Origin of the sequence: Leclercia sp. TB492, assembly GCF_049974505.2 — a bacterium.
Taxonomy (GTDB): domain Bacteria; phylum Pseudomonadota; class Gammaproteobacteria; order Enterobacterales; family Enterobacteriaceae; genus Enterobacter; species Enterobacter adecarboxylatus_C.
In genome coordinates this window covers 2543355-2561833 of sequence record NZ_CM127572.1, presented here as the reverse complement: position 1 = coordinate 2561833, position 18479 = coordinate 2543355, and the positions used below count along the sequence as shown (strand labels likewise).

At 57.0% G+C, this 18479-nt stretch carries 16 protein-coding genes and 1 pseudogene; 8 read left to right on the top strand and 9 right to left on the bottom strand.

Features of this window, described 5'->3' with window-relative positions; genetic code table 11:
* Window positions 1-221: 221 nt before the first annotated feature.
* Complete coding sequence (locus ACP4QI_RS12110) at window positions 222-728, top strand: hypothetical protein (RefSeq protein WP_156263936.1); 507 nt, start codon at window positions 222-224, stop codon at window positions 726-728.
* Window positions 729-825: 97 nt separating this feature from the next.
* Window positions 826-1239, top strand: a complete 414-nt coding sequence (locus ACP4QI_RS12105; RefSeq protein ID WP_142489687.1) for a GFA family protein — start codon at window positions 826-828, stop codon at window positions 1237-1239.
* Window positions 1240-1284: 45 nt separating this feature from the next.
* Here ACP4QI_RS12105 and ACP4QI_RS12100 read toward each other — a convergent pair whose 3' ends face one another.
* The 3 genes from ACP4QI_RS12100 to nifJ all read right to left on the bottom strand — a co-directional run bounded on the left by ACP4QI_RS12100 (window position 1285) and on the right by nifJ (window position 6682).
* Window positions 1285-1497, bottom strand: coding sequence for a KTSC domain-containing protein (locus tag ACP4QI_RS12100; protein ID WP_142489686.1), 213 nt, complete (start codon window positions 1495-1497; stop codon window positions 1285-1287).
* Between the two features lie 136 nt (window positions 1498-1633).
* Complete coding sequence (ompC, locus tag ACP4QI_RS12095) at window positions 1634-2755, bottom strand: porin OmpC (protein WP_142489685.1); 1122 nt, start codon at window positions 2753-2755, stop codon at window positions 1634-1636.
* Between the two features lie 402 nt (window positions 2756-3157).
* A complete protein-coding gene (gene nifJ, locus ACP4QI_RS12090; RefSeq protein ID WP_285128917.1) occupies window positions 3158-6682 on the bottom strand; it encodes a pyruvate:ferredoxin (flavodoxin) oxidoreductase in 3525 nt (1174 codons plus the stop codon).
* A 267-nt stretch (window positions 6683-6949) separates the two neighbouring features.
* On the opposite strand from nifJ, the gene ACP4QI_RS12085 reads away from it, so the two are divergent.
* On the top strand, window positions 6950-7216 hold the full coding sequence (locus ACP4QI_RS12085; RefSeq protein ID WP_142489683.1) for a putative hemolysin: 267 nt from the start codon (window positions 6950-6952) through the stop codon (window positions 7214-7216).
* On the opposite strand, the gene hslJ is transcribed toward ACP4QI_RS12085, so the two are convergent.
* Window positions 7217-7630, bottom strand: coding sequence for a heat shock protein HslJ (gene hslJ, locus ACP4QI_RS12080; protein ID WP_285128919.1), 414 nt, complete (start codon window positions 7628-7630; stop codon window positions 7217-7219).
* 135 nt (window positions 7631-7765) lie between these two features.
* A complete protein-coding gene (locus ACP4QI_RS12075) occupies window positions 7766-8755 on the bottom strand; it encodes a 2-hydroxyacid dehydrogenase (RefSeq protein WP_142489681.1) in 990 nt (329 codons plus the stop codon).
* Between the two features lie 458 nt (window positions 8756-9213).
* On the opposite strand from ACP4QI_RS12075, the gene ACP4QI_RS12070 reads away from it, so the two are divergent.
* The 4 genes from ACP4QI_RS12070 (at window position 9214) to ACP4QI_RS12055 (ending at window position 12741) form a co-directional block, all read left to right on the top strand.
* Window positions 9214-9387: a hypothetical protein gene (locus ACP4QI_RS12070; protein ID WP_185902361.1), complete on the top strand. Its 174-nt coding sequence runs from the start codon at window positions 9214-9216 to the stop codon at window positions 9385-9387.
* A gap of 201 nt (window positions 9388-9588) precedes the next feature.
* On the top strand, window positions 9589-12225 hold the full coding sequence (locus ACP4QI_RS12065) for a YdbH family protein (RefSeq protein WP_426494535.1): 2637 nt from the start codon (window positions 9589-9591) through the stop codon (window positions 12223-12225).
* On the top strand, window positions 12222-12413 hold the full coding sequence (locus ACP4QI_RS12060) for a YnbE family lipoprotein (RefSeq protein WP_059307766.1): 192 nt from the start codon (window positions 12222-12224) through the stop codon (window positions 12411-12413). The genes ACP4QI_RS12065 and ACP4QI_RS12060 overlap by 4 nt, the downstream gene beginning before the upstream one ends.
* 7 nt (window positions 12414-12420) lie before the next feature.
* Window positions 12421-12741 (top strand): YdbL family protein, encoded by a 321-nt coding sequence (locus ACP4QI_RS12055; RefSeq protein WP_156263932.1) that lies wholly within the window; start codon window positions 12421-12423, stop codon window positions 12739-12741.
* Here the strand turns inward: ACP4QI_RS12055 and feaR are convergent, their stop codons facing one another.
* Window positions 12742-13650 carry a transcriptional regulator FeaR gene (feaR, locus tag ACP4QI_RS12050; protein ID WP_426494536.1) on the bottom strand — a complete coding sequence of 303 codons (909 nt, stop codon included), beginning with the start codon at window positions 13648-13650 and terminating at the stop codon, window positions 12742-12744.
* Between the two features lie 236 nt (window positions 13651-13886).
* On the opposite strand from feaR, the gene ACP4QI_RS12045 reads away from it, so the two are divergent.
* Window positions 13887-15386 (top strand): aldehyde dehydrogenase family protein, encoded by a 1500-nt coding sequence (locus tag ACP4QI_RS12045; RefSeq protein WP_142489677.1) that lies wholly within the window; start codon window positions 13887-13889, stop codon window positions 15384-15386.
* A 28-nt stretch (window positions 15387-15414) separates the two neighbouring features.
* Here the strand turns inward: ACP4QI_RS12045 and ACP4QI_RS12040 are convergent, their stop codons facing one another.
* From ACP4QI_RS12040 to tynA, 3 genes and pseudogenes are all read right to left on the bottom strand, one after another.
* Complete coding sequence (locus ACP4QI_RS12040) at window positions 15415-15612, bottom strand: alkyl sulfatase C-terminal domain-containing protein (protein WP_445730320.1); 198 nt, start codon at window positions 15610-15612, stop codon at window positions 15415-15417.
* Between the two features lie 45 nt (window positions 15613-15657).
* Window positions 15658-15933, bottom strand: a pseudogene (locus ACP4QI_RS12035) (MBL fold metallo-hydrolase); the annotation flags it as partial.
* A gap of 242 nt (window positions 15934-16175) precedes the next feature.
* Window positions 16176-18443, bottom strand: coding sequence for a primary-amine oxidase (gene tynA / locus ACP4QI_RS12030; protein ID WP_156263929.1), 2268 nt, complete (start codon window positions 18441-18443; stop codon window positions 16176-16178).
* Window positions 18444-18479 lie beyond the last annotated feature (36 nt).

Genomic DNA, 18479 nt, shown 5'->3' with positions numbered 1-18479 from the left:
CACGCCACCGGCATTTGCTGGTGGCTTTTTTATGCCTGCGCCCCGGCACGTTCCACCCTAACAACCTTCTACCCTGGCTCAGTAACTAGTGCTGTATCGGCCTTGCGCACTCATCAAAAAGGCCCATGTGTTGTTGAAGATCAATTCTGTACGATAGAGAAGAGACAGGTACTGAAGGCGATGGTCAGCAAAAACACGACTGATACGATGAGGTGCTAACGATGGGTAAACAGTGGCAATTACTATTGGGCTTGTTTGTTTTAATAGCAGTGTTTTCATCCGCAAAGGCGAACACGACGGCGATGGGGCTGACGTTAGGTAAAACCACGCTGCAGCAGTTCATCAAAGCCTATCCCACCGCCCAGCACGAGGGGCGTAGTAAGTGGAGCGACGGCGATATTTTCTCTATTCCGAATAACGAGCTGGGATTAGAGGGCGCCAAAAATAATGCAGTTATCTTCAATAAGTCGGGGCGGATCACCGCCATTATGCTTGAGCTGGATAAGCACCGGTTTGATGAAGTTGAGAGTATGCTCGAGCATAAATACGTGGCGGTGAAAAAACAGATCTCCTTTGCCGGGGACAAATATGCCAAATACCAGAATGAAAATGATTTAATTGAGCTTGATGCGCCCTATTTATCCTCCGTCATGAAACTCACCTATTCAGAACAACTCTTTCAGGAAGCCTGGCTGAAAAAGAGTGCGGAGGAGTTCAGCCGCCGGTGACGGCAGCGCAAACCTGGAGGCTGACTTACACTTAGCCGGTACGCGGCGTTCCGTCACGCCACCTGTGTGGGTCATGCTTACCTGAGAGGAGTCTGTTATGGCGAACAAAGTCTCTGCCCAGTGTCACTGCGGAGCGGTCAGGTTTACCGTTGAACTCTCGGACGGGTTCAACACCATCCGGCGCTGCAACTGCTCATTCTGCCGGATGCGCGGGGCCATTGCCGTCTCCGCGCCCTTATCGGGTATCGAGATTGTTCAGGGCGAATCACTGCTGACCGAGTACCGTTTTAACACCCAGGCGGCGGTACACTATTTTTGTTCGGTCTGTGGGATCTACACCTTCCACCAGCGGCGCTCTAATCCGGAGCAGTATGGCGTCAACGTTGCCTGCATTGAAGGCGTCTCGCCGTTTGATTTCCCGGAGGTGCTGGTAATGGAGGGAAGGCATCATCCCAATGATGGCGGCGGCGGTGTGGCTGGCGTGCTGAGCTACCGCACTGCCGACAGCTAGCGTAGCTATTCATCTGGAAAGGTCATGGGCACAGGGGATGTGCGCTCAGGCAATTTTTCTCTCTTTAAATTTGCCTTTTACCACGCCGTCATAGAAACGCCCTTTTGAAACCACATGCAGAAAATCATTAAAAATGCGCGCAGGTACGGGCTGATATTGCCAGGCACTGTGATCCCGAAAACGGACTTCCAGCGTTTCGTTGCATTTATCGTAGGCAATCGAGGCGATGCGCGAAGATTTAACAGCATGATGGTTCATAATAGCGAGTCCTCTACAGCCCGGCAGACATGAGATTTATCTTGTATCAGAAAGGCCGAACGGCGCAACAAGATTTGAACGTAATGCTGAAAGGGATATAAAGCGTTAGCCCGCGTCGTAACGCGGGCTAATTTCATCAGAACTGGTAAACCAGACCGACGGCGACGATGTCATCGGTGCCGATGCCATTGTCTTTGTAGAACCGATCGTCTTCGTCCAGCAGGTTGATTTTATAATCAACGTAGGTGGACATATTTTTGTTGAAGTAGTAAGTCGCCCCCACTTCAGCATATTTAACTAGATCCTGATCGCCCTGACCGTTGTCCAGGTCTTTACCTTTAGACTGCAGGTAAGATACCACCGGACGCAGACCGGAATCGAACTGGTACTGAGCGGTCACTTCAAAGTTCTGGGTTTTTTCTGCAACGGTATTTCCGTTGTCACCGTTACCGTATGGGGTCATGTTACGGGTTTCAGAGTACATGGCCGCCAGATAGATATTGTTGGCGTCATACTTCAGACCGGTGGTCCAGGCGTCAGCTTTGTCGCCGCCCGCAGTGGTATTTTTCACCTGATCGTTAGTACGGTCAGAAGAGGTATAGGCCGCTGCTGCGCTGATACCCATGCCGAAGTCGTAAGAGGTAGAGATACCGAAGCCGTCACCGTTTTCATTACGTACGCCACGGTCTTTACTGTTGTTGGTGCCTTCGTTACCATTACCGGTGCCTTCGTTATTGCCCTGGTACTGCAGGGCGAAGTTCAGGCCTTCAACCATGCCGAAGAAATCGGTATTACGGTAGGTCGCCACGCCGTTCGCACGGCCGGTCATGAAGTTATCTGCTTTGGTGTAGGAGTCGCCGCCAAACTCTGGCAGCATATCGGTCCAGCCTTCCACGTCGTACAGGACGCCGTAGTTACGGCCGTAATCGAATGAACCATAGTCACCGAATTTCAGGCCAGCGAATGCCAGACGCGTCCAGGACTGGTTAGAAGAACCTTCGGTATTGTTTGCCTGAATATTATATTCCCACTGGGCGTAGCCGGTGAGCGTATCGTTGATCTGGGTTTCGCCTTTAAAGCCGAGACGCATATATGTCTGGTCGCCGTCAGCAGTGCTGTCGTCGGAGAAATAATGCAGACCGTCTACTTTACCGTAGAGATCTAATTTATTGCCGTCTTTATTATAAATTTCAGCTGCATTTGCTGCGCCAGCCATTAACAAGGCTGGGATCATCAGAGCCAGTACTTTTCTTTGCATTGTGACTATTCCTTATGCTGTTTTTATAGTTAATAATTTTTTAACTTTCCATGGAACTTTCTGTGTTGGAAAGAGGTCTCATGCTAAATCACTCTCTCTTATCCGCGATAAAACATAATTGTTACTAAGTAAGTAAATTCTCAAGCATTTGCTGCCGAAGAAATAGTGATAATTCTCGTGAATGTATTTAATAAAACCATATAAAATAAAAATTATTTCTCATTGCGATGACGCGCTAAACTTGGCTGCGTTATATGTCTTAAAACCTCTTGTCCGTTATTTATTGAATCCACGTTAAATAGATAAACTATTATTTATTTGTGAGCAGGATCGCCCGCCAGTACATGACTGGCGGGTTTTTTTATGCCCAAAGAAAAGCCCGGACATGCCGGGCTTTAAAGGTTATTCGCTTACCGATTTCTCGGCTTTTCCGGCTAACTGCGCCAGGAAGTCGTAGCGTTTTTGTAGATCTGCGGCGGCATCTTTCCAGAGCTGCTCTGCCACTTCGGGTTGTTGGGCGTTAAGGCGACGGAAGCGTTGCTCCTGCATCAGCGTTTCTGCCAGCGCATCTGACGGTGGACGGGAATCCAGCGCCAGCGGCAGTTTGCCCTCATCGGCCCGACGTGGGTCGAAGCGGTACAGCGGCCAGAAGCCGGTTGCCGTCAGCTGGCGCATCTGATCGTGGCTTAATGCCAGGTCGTAGCCATGCTCCTCGCAAGGGCTGTAGGCGATGATCAGCGACGGACCAGGATAAGCTTCCGCCTCCTGAATGGCTTTTACCGTCTGGTTCAGCTGTGCTCCCAGCGAGATTTGCGCCACATACACATGACCGTACATCATCATGCTGACCCCCAAATCTTTGCGTGCCTTGCGTTTGCCGTGCTCGCCAAACTTGGTCACCGCCCCCAGCGGGGTCGCTTTCGAGGCCTGGCCGCCGGTGTTGGAGTAACACTGAGTATCCAGCACCAGAATATTGACGTTCTCGGTCAGGCTCAGGACATGATCCAGCCCGCCAAAGCCGATGTCATACGCCCAGCCGTCGCCGCCAATCAGCCAGATCGATTTCTCTACCAGCGCATCGGCATCGGTTAACAGCTGTTCTGCCCCTTCAACGCCCGCCAGCTGCTGACGCAGCTCAGCCACCTGCTGACGACGCACGTCCGGCGTGGCCTCGCTGTGCAGGGCGCTGTTCAGCTCTGCCGGGATCTTATCGGCAAACTGCTCCAGCAGGCGCATCACGCGCACCCGGTGCTGATCCACCGTTAAGCGGAAGCCCAGACCAAACTCAGCGTTATCTTCGAACAGTGAGTTCGCCCACGCCGGGCCGCGGCCGTTAGCGTCGGTGGTGTAGGGCGTTGACGGCAGGTTGCCGCCGTAGATGGATGAACAGCCGGTGGCGTTGGCGATCAGCATCCGATCGCCATACAGCTGGGTCAGCAGCTTGATGTACGGCGTTTCGCCGCAGCCTGAGCAGGCGCCCGAGTATTCAAACAGCGGGGTGATCAGCTGCGAGGTACGAATATCGATGCGCTCAAGGCTGTTGCGATCGATTTCCGGCAGGTCGAGGAAGAAGTCGTAATTGACTTTCTCTTCCTCCACATGCTCAAGGCGCGACATCATATTGATGGCCTTGATCTCCGGGTTCTGGCGATCTTTCGCCGGGCAGACCTCGACGCAGAGGTTACAGCCAGTGCAGTCTTCCGGCGCTACCTGCAGGACATATTTCTGACCGCGCATGTCGCGAGATTTCACATCCAGCGAGTGCAGGCTGGCCGGAGCGCTCTCCATCGCCTCAGGCGAGACAACTTTGGCGCGGATCGCGGAGTGCGGGCAGGCCGCCACGCAGTGGTTACACTGGGTGCACAGCTCCTCTTTCCAGATCGGGATCGCTTCGGCGATATTGCGTTTTTCCCAGCGGGTGGTGCCCATCGGCCAGGTGCCATCCGGCGGCAGGGCGGAGACGGGCAGGGCATCGCCGAGACCGGCCAGCATCGCGGCGGTAACGGTTTTGACAAAGTCCGGGGCGGCATCGGAGACCACCGGCGGGCGGTTCGGGCTGTGGGCATTCACCGGCTGCAGCGGCACTTCGGCAAGGGACTCCCGGGCCAGCGCCAGAGCCTGCCAGTTGCGTTCCACCAGCTCCTGGCCTTTGCTGCTGTAGCTTTTGGCGATCGCGCCCTGCAGCTCCATCAGGGCGCTGTCGCCCGGCAGGATCTGCGTCAGGTGGAAAAACGCCATCTGCATGACGGTATTGATACGTGCCGCCAGGCCGCATTCACGGGCGATTTTTGCCGCGTTAACGATATAGAACTTCGCTTTTTTCTGGTTCAGTACCGCCTGCACTTCCTGGGGCAGACGCCCCCAGACCTCATCGGCGCTGTACGGAGTATTGAGCAGGAAAATCCCGCCCGGCTTCAGGCGTTCGGCCATCTGGTATTTGTCGATAAACTGCAGCTGGTGGCAGCCCACGAAATCGGCCTGCGACACCAGATACGCCGAGCGGATCGGCTGCTCGCTGACGCGCAGATGGGAAACCGTCAGGCCACCGGCCTTTTTCGAGTCATAGACGAAATAGCCCTGGGCATACCACGGCGTGGAATTACCGATAATCTTGATGTTGTTCTTGGTGGCCGACACGCTGCCATCGCTGCCCAGACCGTAAAACAGCGCTTCGAGTTTGGCGGTGGAGGGCAGGGTGTTTTCCGGCAGCGACAGGGAAAGGTTGGTCACGTCGTCATAGATGCCGACGGTAAAGCGCGGCTTCGGCTTCGCGGCGCTCAGCTCGTTAAAGATGGCCAGCACGCACTCGGGGCCGAACTCTTTTGACGAGAGGCCATAGCGTCCGCCAATCACCCGCGGCAGCGTTTCGCGCTCGCCGCCGTTAAAGGCCTCGGCCAGAGCGGTCATCACGTCCAGATAGAGCGGCTCGGCCTGGGCACCCGGCTCTTTAGTACGATCCAGCACCGCCACCGACCGCACACTCTCCGGCAATACCGCCATCAGGTGTTTCGCGGAGAACGGGCGATACAGGCGCACTTTCAGCACGCCCACTTTCTCGCCCCGGCTCAGCAGCTCATCCACCACCTCTTCACAGGTGCCGATGGCGGAACCCATGATCACAATCACGCGCTCCGCCTGCGGATGGCCGTAATACTCGAACGGTTTGTACTCGCGTCCGGTGGCGGCGGCAAAATCGGCCATCGCCTGCTCCACGTGGTCATAGACCGCGTTGTACCACGGATTAGTGGCCTCCCGGGACTGGAAGTAGGTATCCGGGTTGGCGGAGGTGCCGCGGATCACCGGATGTTCCGGGTTTAGCGCGCGGGCGCGGTGGGCGTCGATCTCTGCCTGCGGGAGCAGGTTACGGATGGTGTCGTCGGAAATCGGCACAATCTTGTTAATTTCGTGCGAGGTGCGGAAACCGTCGAAGAAGTGGATAAACGGCACCCGGCTTTTCAGCGTCGCCATGTGGGAGATCAGGGCAAAATCCTGTGCCTCCTGCACGCTGCCGGAGCAGAGCAGGGCGCAGCCGGTCTGGCGCACGGCCATCACGTCAGAGTGATCGCCAAAAATCGACAGGGCGTGGGTGGCGATGGTGCGCGCCGCGACGTGCAGCACGAAGGGGGTAAGTTGGCCCGCCAGCTTATACAGCGTCGGGATCATCAGCAGCAGCCCCTGCGACGAGGTAAAGGAGGTGGAGAGCGCCCCGGTCTGCAGCGCGCCGTGGACGGTAGCAATCGCCCCGGCTTCGGACTGCATTTCGACCACGCGAGGAACATCACCCCAGACGTTTTTCAGCCCGTTACCGGCCCAGGCATCGGCCTGTTCAGCCATCGTCGAGCTGGGTGTAATGGGATAGATGGCGATCACTTCACTGGTGCGAAACGCGACGGACGCGACTGCGCCATTCCCGTCAATAGTTTGCATATGACACCCTTACATTGCGCAAAGAAAGAGAGACCCGTGACACATCGACAAGTCCTGTAGTTATCTTTTTATTTTAGCAAAGGGCCGCTGAAACGATTTTCGCTTTTGTGTCCTGCTTATTAGTGCCATCAATGGTTTGATCAAACTTTTGCCTGAAAATAGTCTGCAATTGTTTTGACAGCGCAGAAAACCGCGCTTCGGCTCTCGACGGCAGGCCGTGGGGTGCCTATTATGCATAGGTTTTGCAATTCAATATGGGGAGAGATTATGCGCGCAGCATTTTGGGTTGGGTGTGCCGCTTTGTTACTGTCGGCCTGTAGCAATGAACCTGTACAGCAGGCTACCGCCGCGCACGTCGCGCCGGGGATGAGGGCGGCGATGTCCAGTTCCGGTCAGGCAAACTGCGCCATGATTGGCGGGTCGCTGTCCGTTGCGCGTCAGCTGGATGGCTCGGCCATCGGCATGTGCGCGCTGCCGAACGGCAAACGCTGCAGTGAACAGTCGCTTGCCGTCGGATCCTGCGGCGCGTACTAATTACTCTGCGCGTTTAAAGACCAGCGTCGTCTCCGCCGTCGCGAGGGTTAACACGTCTTCCGTCAGATCGACCTGGGTGCCGCTGCGCAGCATAGTGCCGATGGCGTGATCCAGGTCATTGAGCTGCGGCTCGGTACAGAGCTTACGCGTCATGGCGAGCGTTTTGACCTTGAGTTCGCCATCAGACAGCTTGCCCTGGCCGTTGAAGCGGTTACACATCACGCCTGACACCGCCAGGTCTTCACCAAAGGCGATCTCCGGCGGTGTATTGGCCGGGTTGATGGCGGTGCCGTTAATACTTTGCAGCACAAAGCGGTGCTGCTGAAGCTGTTCTTCCTGAACAGAGGCTTTCCCTGGATTGACACAGCCTGCCAGCGCCATGCTGAGGATCGTTACCGCGACGAGCGTTTTCATGGTTATTCTCAATATATTCACTTCATAAATAGCTAATGCATAGTCTATTGCGCTGGCGGGAATTGTCTTGCGGGATAATCTGAAAACAGGGCGGGAAGGTGTTTCCTCTCCCCGAAGGGAGAGGGGGATGTTCACTCAGAACAGCGCGTTCGGACTCGCTTCGCCTTTCTCAAGCTGGCTCAGGTTACCCAACGTGGTCTCTGAAATACTGATCAGCGCCTCGGCGGTTAAAAACGCCTGATGACCGGTAAACAGCACGTTGTGGCAGGCGGAAAGACGGCGGAACACGTCATCCTGGATCACGTCGTTAGACTTGTCTTCAAAGAACAGATCGCGTTCGTTTTCGTACACGTCCATCCCCAGCGCACCAATTTTCTGCGTTTTTAGCGCCTCAATGGCGGCCTGAGAATCCACCAGGCCACCGCGGCTGGTGTTAACAATCATCACGCCATCTTTCATCTGGTCGAACGCGCTCTGGTTCAGCAGATGGTAATTGTCTGCGGTCAGCGGGCAGTGCAGGGAGATGACGTCTGACTCCGCATACAGGGTCGACAGATCGACATACTCCACGCCGAGCTCCAGCGCGGCGGCGCTCGGATACGGATCGAACGCCAGCAGGCGCATACCGAAGCCTTTCAGGATCCGCAGCGCCGCGACGCCGATCTTACCGGTGCCGATCACCCCGGCAGTTTTGCCGTACATGGTGAAACCGGTCAGCCCTTCCAGCGAGAAGTTGGCATCACGGGTACGTTGATAAGCGCGGTGAATACGTCGGTTCAGCGACATCATCAGACCAATGGCATGTTCAGCCACCGCTTCCGGGGAGTAGGCCGGGACGCGCACGACCTGAAGGCCCAGCTCTTTGGCCGCCTCAAGATCGACATTGTTGAAGCCTGCGCAGCGGAGAGCGATGTACTTCACGCCCTGTTTTTTTAACTCCTCCAGCACTGGACGACTGCCATCGTCGTTAACGAAAATACAGACCGCATCGCAGCCGTGCGCGGTTTTGGCCGTCTTTTCGTTAAGCAGAAAGTCGAAAAATTCAAGTTCGAATCCATATCCCTCGTTAACATGTTGCAGATACTTTTTGTCGTACTGCTTTGTGCTATATACCGCGAGTTTCATAAGACTTTCTCCAGTGATTTTGGAACTACGTTAGCATGATTAAAATAATCATACAAATTTTAAAATATTATTGAATTCAATAAGTTCTGATAATGATTTTACAACATCTCTGCACAATAACCCTATGATCTTCAAACTGAACCGCTTTTTTGTGCAGCGCCATCCCGCGACAACCCGTGATGGGGGAGGTGAACTCTCTTTTTCTCTCGATAAAGCAATTAAAAACAGAGGGTTATATCTAATTGTCTGCCGTCGCGCTCGATATAAATATAAGCGTAACTTATAGTTTTAGGGTGGCGACTTGCTGCATCTACAACTGGAGTTTCAAAATGAAATCCACCGTACAACATGTTTCTAAAGAACAACCTAAGCAGCCGCAAAAGAATCAAGACGAAAAGAGCAAACAGAAACCGGGTAAATCGAAATAACCTTTCATAGCACAGTTTGACGGAGGCTTTATGGCTGATCGTCCAGATTATATTGATCCTGTTCCTGATGATGAACCGCTTCCCGGCGGAAGCGATCCGCTTTTTGATGAAGACGAAGATGAAGATGATCCCCTGACGGGTGATGACATACCTGACGTCAATGACCCGCTGGATCCTGATGACCCGGATGTGATCAGAAGATAGCTTCATACACCGCTTTTCTAAACCGCCTCCGGGCGGTTTTTTATTTTCCTGAACGGGTTTGCGCGAAGCGTAAAAACGCTCACATTCAGGGTTATCACATCTATCCTTAAACAGGCCTTCGCTTCACCTGCCTGACGAAACATGCCACAATATTCGATACTGTCGGCTAATTTTTTTGCTAAATCAGGATATTAACTGCCCATGAGGGGTAAATATAAAGCCGCAATCGCGCTACTGCTGCTGATCGTTCTCTTGCCGCTGACGCTGCTGCTAACCCTTGCGCAGTGGCTACCTACGCTTGCCGGCATCTGGCTGCCCGCCGGTACCCGGATAGCCTTTGAAAAAAGCCCGCGCCTGACCCGCAACGCGCTGGTGATTGCCGATCTGCGCTATCTGGTTGACGACTGCGAAATCGCCCGTGTCGAAGACGCTACGCTCAGCCACCCGAGCCGCTGGAAAATCGACATCGTCGGGCTGGATCTCAACAGCGCCTGCCTGAGCAAAATCCCCTCCAGCGAGCCTGCACCCGCCGCACCGCGAACCCTGGCCGAATGGCAGTCGCTACTGCCGAATACCTGGCTGAATATCGATCGTCTTACGCTCTCTCCCTGGCAACAATGGCAGGGGAAATTAACCGCCTCGTTGACCCCGTCGCGACAGGATATTACTTACCACGGGGATCGGTTTAGCCTGCGTGGCACTCTCCGTGGGCGTTCCCTGACCGTCAGCGACGTCACGCTCAATCTGCCCGATAATCCGCAGCCGGTGACCCTGGTGGGGGAATTTACCCTGCCGCTGGTGCCGGACGGCCTGCCGGTGCAGGGACATGCGGCGGCGACCTTCTCGGTGCCGCAGCTCCCGTCGCTGGTGGATGCCGATCTGGCATGGCAGGACAATCAGGGCCAGCTGGTGTTGGTTGAGCGGGAGAGCGGCGAGCCGCTGCTGGATCTCCCCTGGCAGATCACTCCCGAACAGCTGATCATCAGCGACGGGCGCTGGCGCTGGGATCAAGCCGGAATACCTCTGAGCGGTCGCCTGGGGCTTAAAATCGATAACTGGCAGCAGGGCACGGAAAACGCCGTTATCAGCGGGCGGATGAACGTTCTGACCCGGGGCGATGCCGGGAAAGGCAACGCGGTTCTCACCTTTGGTCCCGGCAAGCTGAGCGTCGATAACAGTGCCATGCCGCTACAGCTTACCGGCGTGGCTAAACAAAATGACCTCATTCTGTATGCCATGCTGCCCGCCATGCTGAGCGGAAGCCTGGCCGAGCCCCGTCTGGCGTTTGCGCCGGGGGCGCTGCTGCGCTCCCGCGGCAGGATCATCGACTCCCTCAATATCGACGAAGTACGCTGGCCGCTGGCCGGCGTGGCGCTGACCCGCAACGGCATAGACGGTCGCCTGCAGGCCATTTTACGCGCCCACGAGCAGGAGATGGGGGATTTCACCCTGCACCTTGATGGCCGGGCGAATGACTTTCTGCCGGATCGCGGCCTGTGGCAGTGGCGCTACTGGGGCGAGGGCAACTTTACCCCGATGCAGGCCCGCTGGGACGTGGCGGGCAGAGGCGAGTGGCGCGACAGCATGATTGAACTGCGCGAACTCTCAACCGGGTTCGACCAGCTGAAGTACGGCTCCATGCATGCCAGCGCGCCGCGCATGGTGCTGGAGAGTCCGATCCGCTGGCAGCGCGATCCCGCCCGGCCGCACTTCAGCGGTGCGTTAGCCTTTGAGGCCGGGGAAACCACCTTCACCGGCGGCAGCGTGCTACCGCCGTCGACGGTCAAATTCAGCGTCGATGGCAGCGACCCGACCCTGTTCCAGTTCAAAGGCACCCTCAACGCCGAAGCGATCGGCCCGGTACAGCTGAACGGGCGCTGGGACGGGGAGCGTCTGCGTGGCCAGGCCTGGTGGCCGAAGCAGTCCCTGACCGTCTTCCAGCCGCTGGTCCCGCCGGACTGGAAAATGACCCTGCGCGAAGGGGAGCTGTATGCCCAGGTGGCGTTCTCCGCTGCGGCCGATCAGGGCTTTGAGGCCGGCGGCCACGGGGTAGTTAAAAGCGGCAGCGTCTGGATGCCGGATAACAAAGTGAATGGTGTCGATTTTGTCCTGCCGTTCCGCTTCAGTCAGGGCACCTGGTCGCTGGGTACTCATGGCCCGGTGACGCTGCGCATTGGCGAAGTGATCAATCAGGTCACGGCCCGCAACATCACCGCCGATCTGCAGGGAGACTACCCCTGGAGCGAGGCGAACCCGCTGCTTTTGACTGACGTGAGCGTGGATCTGCTGGGCGGCAAAGTGACTATGCAGCAGCTGCGGATGCCGCAGCACGACGCGGCCCTGTTGCGGGTGAATAATATCTCCTCCAGCGAGCTGATTAGCGCCGTTAACCCGAAACAGTTTGCGATGTCCGGGCCGTTCAGCGGGGCGCTGCCGTTCTGGCTGGACAACGACAGGTGGATCATCAAAGATGGCTGGCTGACCAATTCAGGCCCGATGACCCTGCGTCTTGATAAAGACACCGCCGATGCGCTGGTCAAAGACAATGGGGCGGCGGGGGCGATTAACTGGCTTCGCTATATGGAAATTTCGCAGTCGTGGACAAAACTCAATGTAGATAACCTGGGTGAATTAACCCTGGCGTCAACCCTCCGTGGCGCCAGCCGCTCCGGGGGCCAGACGCAAGCCGTCAACCTCAACTACACCCATCAGGAGAACCTGTTTACCCTCTGGCGCAGCCTGCGTTTTGGCGACAATCTGCAGACCTGGCTGGAGCAACACGCAGCATTACCGGATAACCGCTGCCCGACAGGCAAGGAATGTAAGGAACAACCATGAAAAAGCTGGCCGGTGGGTTCACCGCGATTGTGATACTGACGCTGACAGGCTGCACGCCGAGGATCGAAGTCGCGGCGTCGAAAGAGCCGATCACCATCAACATGAACGTCAAAATTGAACATGAAATCCACATCAAAGTGGATAAAGACGTGGAGACGCTGCTGAAATCACGCAGCGATCTGTTCTGAGGCTGCCATGAGAAAACTGATTGCGCTGATGATGTTAACCCTGGGGCTCTGCGCGCCCGCGCTGGCGCTGACCCTCAACGAAGCCCGCAGTGCCGGGCGGGTTGGTGAAACCCTGAGCGGCTATATCGCGCCGCGGAGTCAGGATCGCGAGACGCTGGCGCTGGTGGAGCAGATTAACAAGGCCCGCACCGACAGCTATCAGAAACTGGCCGACAGCAATAATATTCCGGTGGATGAAGTGGCGAAAATGGCCGGGACAAAGCTGGTCGCGCGCGCCAACCCCGGCGAGTATGTCCAGGGGATTAACGGCAAGTGGTTGCAGAAGTGATCAGCGGTGGCGTTTGCGGTATTCGCCGGGCGAAATACCAAAACGCTGCTTAAAGGCCGTGGAGAAGTGGCTGTGGTCGGTAAACCCCCAGCTGTAGCCAATGCCCGCCAGCTTTTCATCGTCCCGGGCGCCGCGCAGCATCTGCGCGCACAGATCCAGACGACGATTTTTAATGTACTGCGCCACCACCAGCCCTTTCTCGGCAAACATCCGGTACAGGCTCCGCACCGACATTCCACACTCCGAAGCGATCCACTCCGGGCGCAGGTGTTCGGCCTGAATATGGTCGTCGATCAGGGTCAGCACGTTCGTAAACTGGCGCTCTTTGCGCGGCTGTACGCTTTCACGCTGCTGCAAGACCGGCCGCAGCAGGCAGACCATCGCCTCAAGCGCGGCTTCGCTTTCGGTTTCGCTCAACGCCGGGTTGCTCATGCTGTCCTGCAGCAGGCGGTAGCTGAGCTGGACGGTGGGCAGGCTGCGGGAGAGCTTTTGCGCGCAGGTCACCTCCTGAAAGCGAAAGTGCTGCTCGAGGATCTGACGCGGCAGCAGGAGCGAGATCTGGCGTGATTTTTCCGGCCAGTAGATTGAGCAGGGGCGGGAGGCGTCAATCAGGGTGATATCCCCGGCGTTCAACACGATCTGACGGTCGTCCTGCTCGAGCCCCGCTTCGCCTTCCAGCTGAAACACGGTGTAGAACCAGGCGTCGTTGCTGGTTTTGATCTCCTGACGGGAGCGAAACAGGTTCACGCCGCCTGCGGTGACGGTGCTGAGTTTCAGGTTGCCGGTCCAGGTTGATTCCAGCTCGCCATAAAACTCGCCGGACATGGGCCGGGCGGCAAAACTGCCGCAAACCTGGTTAATCTGCGCCAGCCAGTGCTGGTATTTGTCCTGTTCGTTTGCACATGCCATCGTCTTACCCGCTACGTCGTCAATGTTTAAACATTGTTGCATTTATGTTGCCAATTGCCCGTGACCTGGGGCGAAATCCCGGAAAAAACTCCGCCATACAGCAGAGCGAAACGGCGATATTGTCGCGTTTTGCGGTGCCTGTCACAGCGGACAAAGCGAATGTCACAGAGATAAAAGCGCATTCGGCAAAGCCATCTTAGACTGCGTTGACACCCTGCGAATAATAAGGAATCGCTATGTCTGATACACAGGTCGCCGTACTGCACAGCGTGCAGCAATTTCTGGATCGCCAGCATGGCCTCTGGATTGAGGGACGCCAGTCCGCCTCCGACAGCGAAAAGCGTCTGGAGATCTTTAACCCGGCCACCGGCCAGGTGATTGCCTCGACGGCCGATGCCAGCGCGCAGGATGTGGACCGCGCGGTGATGTCCGGCTGGCGCGCCTTCGTGGCCCGCAGCTGGTCAGGCAAACTGCCCGCGGAACGTGAACGTATTCTGCTGCGCTTTGCCGATCTGGTGGAGCAGCACACCGAAGAGCTGGCCCAGCTTGAAACCCTGGAGCAGGGTAAATCCATTAACATCTCCCGCGCTTTTGAAGTGGGCTGCACCCTGAACTGGATGCGCTACACCGCCGGGCTGACCACTAAAATTTCCGGTAAAACGCTGGATCTTTCTATTCCGATGCCGCAGGGGGCCCGCTATCAGGCGTGGACCCGCAAAGAGCCGATTGGCGTGGTGGCCGGGATTGTGCCGTGGAACTTCCCGCTGCTGATCGGCATGTGGAAGGTGATGCCCGCTCTGGCCGCGGGTTGCTCTATCGTTATCAAGCCGTCAGAGACCACGCCGCTGACCCTGCTGCGCGTGGCGGAGCTGGCAAGCGAAGCCGGGATCCCGGACGGCGTTTTCAACGTGGTAACCGGCAGTGGGGCGGTGTGTGGCGCTGCGCTGACCAACCATCCGCATATCGCCAAAGTGAGCTTTACCGGCTCAACCGCCACCGGCAAACAGATTGCGCGCTCCGCCGCCGACCGCCTGATGGGCGTGACCCTGGAACTGGGCGGTAAAAACCCGGCCATCGTCCTGAAAGATGCGGATCCGTCATGGGTTATCGAAGGGCTGATGACCGGCAGCTTCCTGAACCAGGGGCAGGTCTGTGCGGCAAGTTCGCGCATCTACATCGAAGCGCCGCTGTTTGACACCGTGGTGAGCGGCTTTGAGCAAGCGGTGAAATCCCTGAGCGTCGGGCCGGGTATGTCCCAGGAGGCGCACATCAACCCGCTGGTGTCCCGTGCCCACTGCGACAAAGTGCAGAGCTTCCTCGACGAAGCGCAGTCGCGTCAGGCCGAGCTGATCGCCGGTAACCGCGGCCCGAATGGCGAGGGGTACTACGTCTCGCCGACCCTGGTAGTCAACCCGGACGCCAGCCTGCGTCTGACCCGCGAAGAGGTGTTTGGCCCGGTAGTGAACCTGGTGCGCGTCGCCGACGGTGAAGAGGCCCTGCGCCTGGCAAATGACACCGAATACGGCCTGACCGCCAGCGTCTGGACGCAAAACATCAGTAAAGCGCTGGAGTACAGCGATCGCCTGCAGGCCGGCACGGTGTGGATCAACAGCCACACCCTGATCGACGCCAACCTGCCGTTCGGCGGCATGAAGCAGTCCGGAACCGGCCGCGATTTCGGCCCGGACTGGCTGGACGGCTGGTGTGAAACTAAATCGGTGTGCGTGCGTTATTGATGCCCGGCGCTGCCGCGCTTGCACGGGCCTACGGTTTCGTAGGCCGGGTAAGGCAAGCCGCCACCCGGCAGCAAACCGCACAATCCGTAGGCCGGGTGAGCGCACCGCTCTCTTCAGCCTGTTTCAGGGTCGTCTCCTTGAGGATGATTTTATTCAGCGTGTCGCGGTTAAGCGTAATGGTCGCATCCGCATTGGTCGCTTCGGCATTGGCGGTGTGGTTCAGCACGCCGTTTTCCAGCTCCAGCACGCCAGTGAGATAGAAGTTACGCCACGGGCCGGATTCTGCCTGATAGCCCAGCGGCTCGCGGATCTTCGCCATAATGTTCTCTGCCACCGCGGCTTCCATAAAGCCGGCCGGGGCGTAGATTTTCACCTTCCCGGCTTTAACATCGGCTTCGTCCACCACACCGCGCACGCCGCCGTAATGGTCTATGTGGCTGTGGGTGTAGATCACCGCCACCACCTGCTTCTGCCCGCGGTTTTTAAAATAGAGATCCATCCCGACTTTCGCCGTTTCCGCCGACACCAGCGGGTCAACGACGGTGAGGCGGCGGTTTCTTTGGGCGCTTCTGCGGCAAATGCAGGAATGCCAGCAGAAATAAAAAGCCCGGCGAGCGCAAGGCTTCTTGCCAGGTCGGTAAACATAGTGCCGCCCGGCATTGCCCGGCGGCGCTGCGCTTGCACGGGCCTACGAAATCATGGTTTTGTAGGTCGGGTAAGGCGTAGCCGCCACCCGACACCGCAAACCGCACAGGCGTAAAAAAACCGGGCAATATGCCCGGTTGGTTGTTACTGCGCCTCTTTCTTCTTGCCCAAAGACGGGGTTTCGTCGAAGAAGTTCCAGGGTTTAAGCAGGGTATGCACCCACTCGGTCGGCATGATGGGCCACTCTTCCGCGCGCGCCACGTGGGTGGTGCCGGTGGTCATCCATACTACGTTATCCTGATTATCCAGCGACTCGTTGTCCTTACTGAACTGGCCCAGACCGGTGTCCTGGGTAGAGCGGTTCGGGAATTTCCCTTCCGGGTACATCTCGTTTGGATGGTAGCGGGTCACCCACAGCTGTTTATCCATAAAGCTCAGGCGGTGATAGATCCACTCGTCCGGGGCGAATTTCGCGCCGGTGGCGACCGGGTGCGTACCGCCCGCGTACGGGATGATCTGGTAAGAGACCGGGTTGCCCATGCGGTTCTCTTTGCTGGTGTTGCTCAGCAGACGAATGGTGCCCGGGTCAAACTTCTGCGCCGCCTGCTGCTCGGTATCAATGTTGTACTGATTGATCTGCAGGGTACTGGTACGTGGGCCGCCGGCGGTGTTCGGCTTCACCTCCGGATCCATCGCCACCAGACTGTTGTTCGTGCCATCCACGTCCATATCCAGACGGAAGTTATAGATGTGCTGGTGGGTGGTGCCGACGATATTGTGGTCGATCAGGGTGCCGTACTTCGTATCCTCTTTCGCGCTCGGGTCGTGCATGGTTTTCGCCGTCACGCCTTTCACCGCTTCGATGCCGGTTGCCCCGGCATCAATGCCGATGGTGCCGTTTTCATGGAAGATCCAGTCGAAGATGTAGTCGTAGTTCCCCACGGTGCTGATCCAGCGCACCACCAGCTCACGACGTTCGGTGCTGACGTTCGGCTGGTTCATCTCCTGGTGCTTATACTCCGGCCCGGCGTAGCGTTCGAAAATCGCCATCGCCCGTGGGATTTCCATTGGTGCCCCGGTGTAATCCGGGATGGTCTGATTCAGCAGCACGGCGTTGGACGGCACATCTTTGCCGCGCACCAGCGGGGAGGTCAGGGTACCCATACCGTAGTCGCCAGAGTCCAGATAGGCCTTGAAGTACCAGCCGACGTCCGGGTCGCCGTAAGGCACGATCATCCCGCCGAGCGATCCTTCGTACATCACCTGGCGTTTTTTGCCGTTGTCGTTAAAGGTGACGGTGGAGATGATGGGCCCGACGCGGGAGTCGAGGCTCAGGTGGAAGTCCCAGTTCTGCCAGTGGATCATGTTGCCGGTAATGGTGTAGTTCTTGCCTTCCGGCTCGGTGATCTCCAGCGGCTTATGCGCGACCGGCTCGCGGTCGCGGCCGTCATAAGGGCGGGGCTCCATCGGCACCGGGACGATCGCCCCTTCTTCGATTTTGATAATTTTCTTCTCGACCAGGTCCACCACCGCGACCAGGTTTTCAATCGGGTGCGCCCAGTAGTTGCCGTCGCCAATATCCAGATAGCTCACCACTTTCAGCAGGCGATCTTCCTGCTTCAGGCCATCTTTACCGTCAAAATAGCCGACGGTCAGCGGAGTGGTCATCACCTTGCTCGGGTCGTTGATCCCGCGTTTTTTCAGCGCGTCGGCATACTCCTGGCTGCCGGTGACGATCTTCTGTACCGCCATAAAATCATCCAGCAGCACCATGCCGTGCGCATCCTTGATCGGCTCCCAGTGCAGGATTTTCTTATCTTTCAAATCCACCCGCGCTTCGATAATGAATTTGCCGTCCAGCATGGTGATATTGGCTTCACGCGGCGCATCCACCGCCGTGCCGTTCAGCACGAAGTCCCACACTTTGGCTTTGTCTGGCTCGGCCAGCGCAATCTGGGTAAAGCGGGTGTTGGGTTTGAAGTCCGGCGAGGCTTTCACAATCCCGACGGCCTGTTTAATTTCATCCGGGGATAACGCATTCAGCGGGTGCGGTGTCTTTTCCACCTGGAAGGTCTGGTCGAGGCCGGACTGGAACACATCGTTAACAAAGGTATCAGAGATCCAGGCCTTATTGTCTTTCATCACTAACGGCGCCTGCAGGGTGAGCGACTTGCCGTTGACGATGGCGGTATTCGCACCTGGCTTCACTTTGATGAAGGCCCCGTCTTTGGTGATGGTGTAGATCTGGGCATAGTCGTCCCATTTCACATCAGCGCCGAATTCGGTCAGGGTTTTATCCATCTCGACCATATGCGCTTCACCACCGTGAGCCAGCACCTGACCGGAAAAGAGACAAGCAACGGCCAGGGCCAGCGCCGTTTTACGTGGAGAAAAGATTGAGGAGCTTCCCATGATTAACCTCTGTTGTATGTGTTGTTATCCACTCGG

Bases quoted from the DNA above. Each gene is read 5' to 3' on its own strand.
- ACP4QI_RS12060 (WP_059307766.1), top strand. From the start codon at position 12,222: ATGAAAAAGCTGGCCGGTGGGTTCACCGCGATTGTGATACTGACGCTG.
- ACP4QI_RS12110 (WP_156263936.1), top strand. From the start codon at position 222: ATGGGTAAACAGTGGCAATTACTATTGGGCTTGTTTGTTTTAATAGCA.
- ACP4QI_RS12055 (WP_156263932.1), top strand. From the start codon at position 12,421: ATGAGAAAACTGATTGCGCTGATGATGTTAACCCTGGGGCTCTGCGCG.
- nifJ (WP_285128917.1), bottom strand. From the start codon at position 6,682: ATGCAAACTATTGACGGGAATGGCGCAGTCGCGTCCGTCGCGTTTCGC.
- ACP4QI_RS12065 (WP_426494535.1), top strand. From the start codon at position 9,589: ATGAGGGGTAAATATAAAGCCGCAATCGCGCTACTGCTGCTGATCGTT.
- feaR (WP_426494536.1), bottom strand. From the start codon at position 13,650: ATGGCATGTGCAAACGAACAGGACAAATACCAGCACTGGCTGGCGCAG.
- ACP4QI_RS12100 (WP_142489686.1), bottom strand. From the start codon at position 1,497: ATGAACCATCATGCTGTTAAATCTTCGCGCATCGCCTCGATTGCCTAC.
- ACP4QI_RS12105 (WP_142489687.1), top strand. From the start codon at position 826: ATGGCGAACAAAGTCTCTGCCCAGTGTCACTGCGGAGCGGTCAGGTTT.
- ACP4QI_RS12075 (WP_142489681.1), bottom strand. From the start codon at position 8,755: ATGAAACTCGCGGTATATAGCACAAAGCAGTACGACAAAAAGTATCTG.
- ACP4QI_RS12070 (WP_185902361.1), top strand. From the start codon at position 9,214: ATGGCTGATCGTCCAGATTATATTGATCCTGTTCCTGATGATGAACCG.
- hslJ (WP_285128919.1), bottom strand. From the start codon at position 7,630: ATGAAAACGCTCGTCGCGGTAACGATCCTCAGCATGGCGCTGGCAGGC.
- ACP4QI_RS12085 (WP_142489683.1), top strand. From the start codon at position 6,950: ATGCGCGCAGCATTTTGGGTTGGGTGTGCCGCTTTGTTACTGTCGGCC.
- tynA (WP_156263929.1), bottom strand. From the start codon at position 18,443: ATGGGAAGCTCCTCAATCTTTTCTCCACGTAAAACGGCGCTGGCCCTG.
- ompC (WP_142489685.1), bottom strand. From the start codon at position 2,755: ATGCAAAGAAAAGTACTGGCTCTGATGATCCCAGCCTTGTTAATGGCT.
- ACP4QI_RS12045 (WP_142489677.1), top strand. From the start codon at position 13,887: ATGTCTGATACACAGGTCGCCGTACTGCACAGCGTGCAGCAATTTCTG.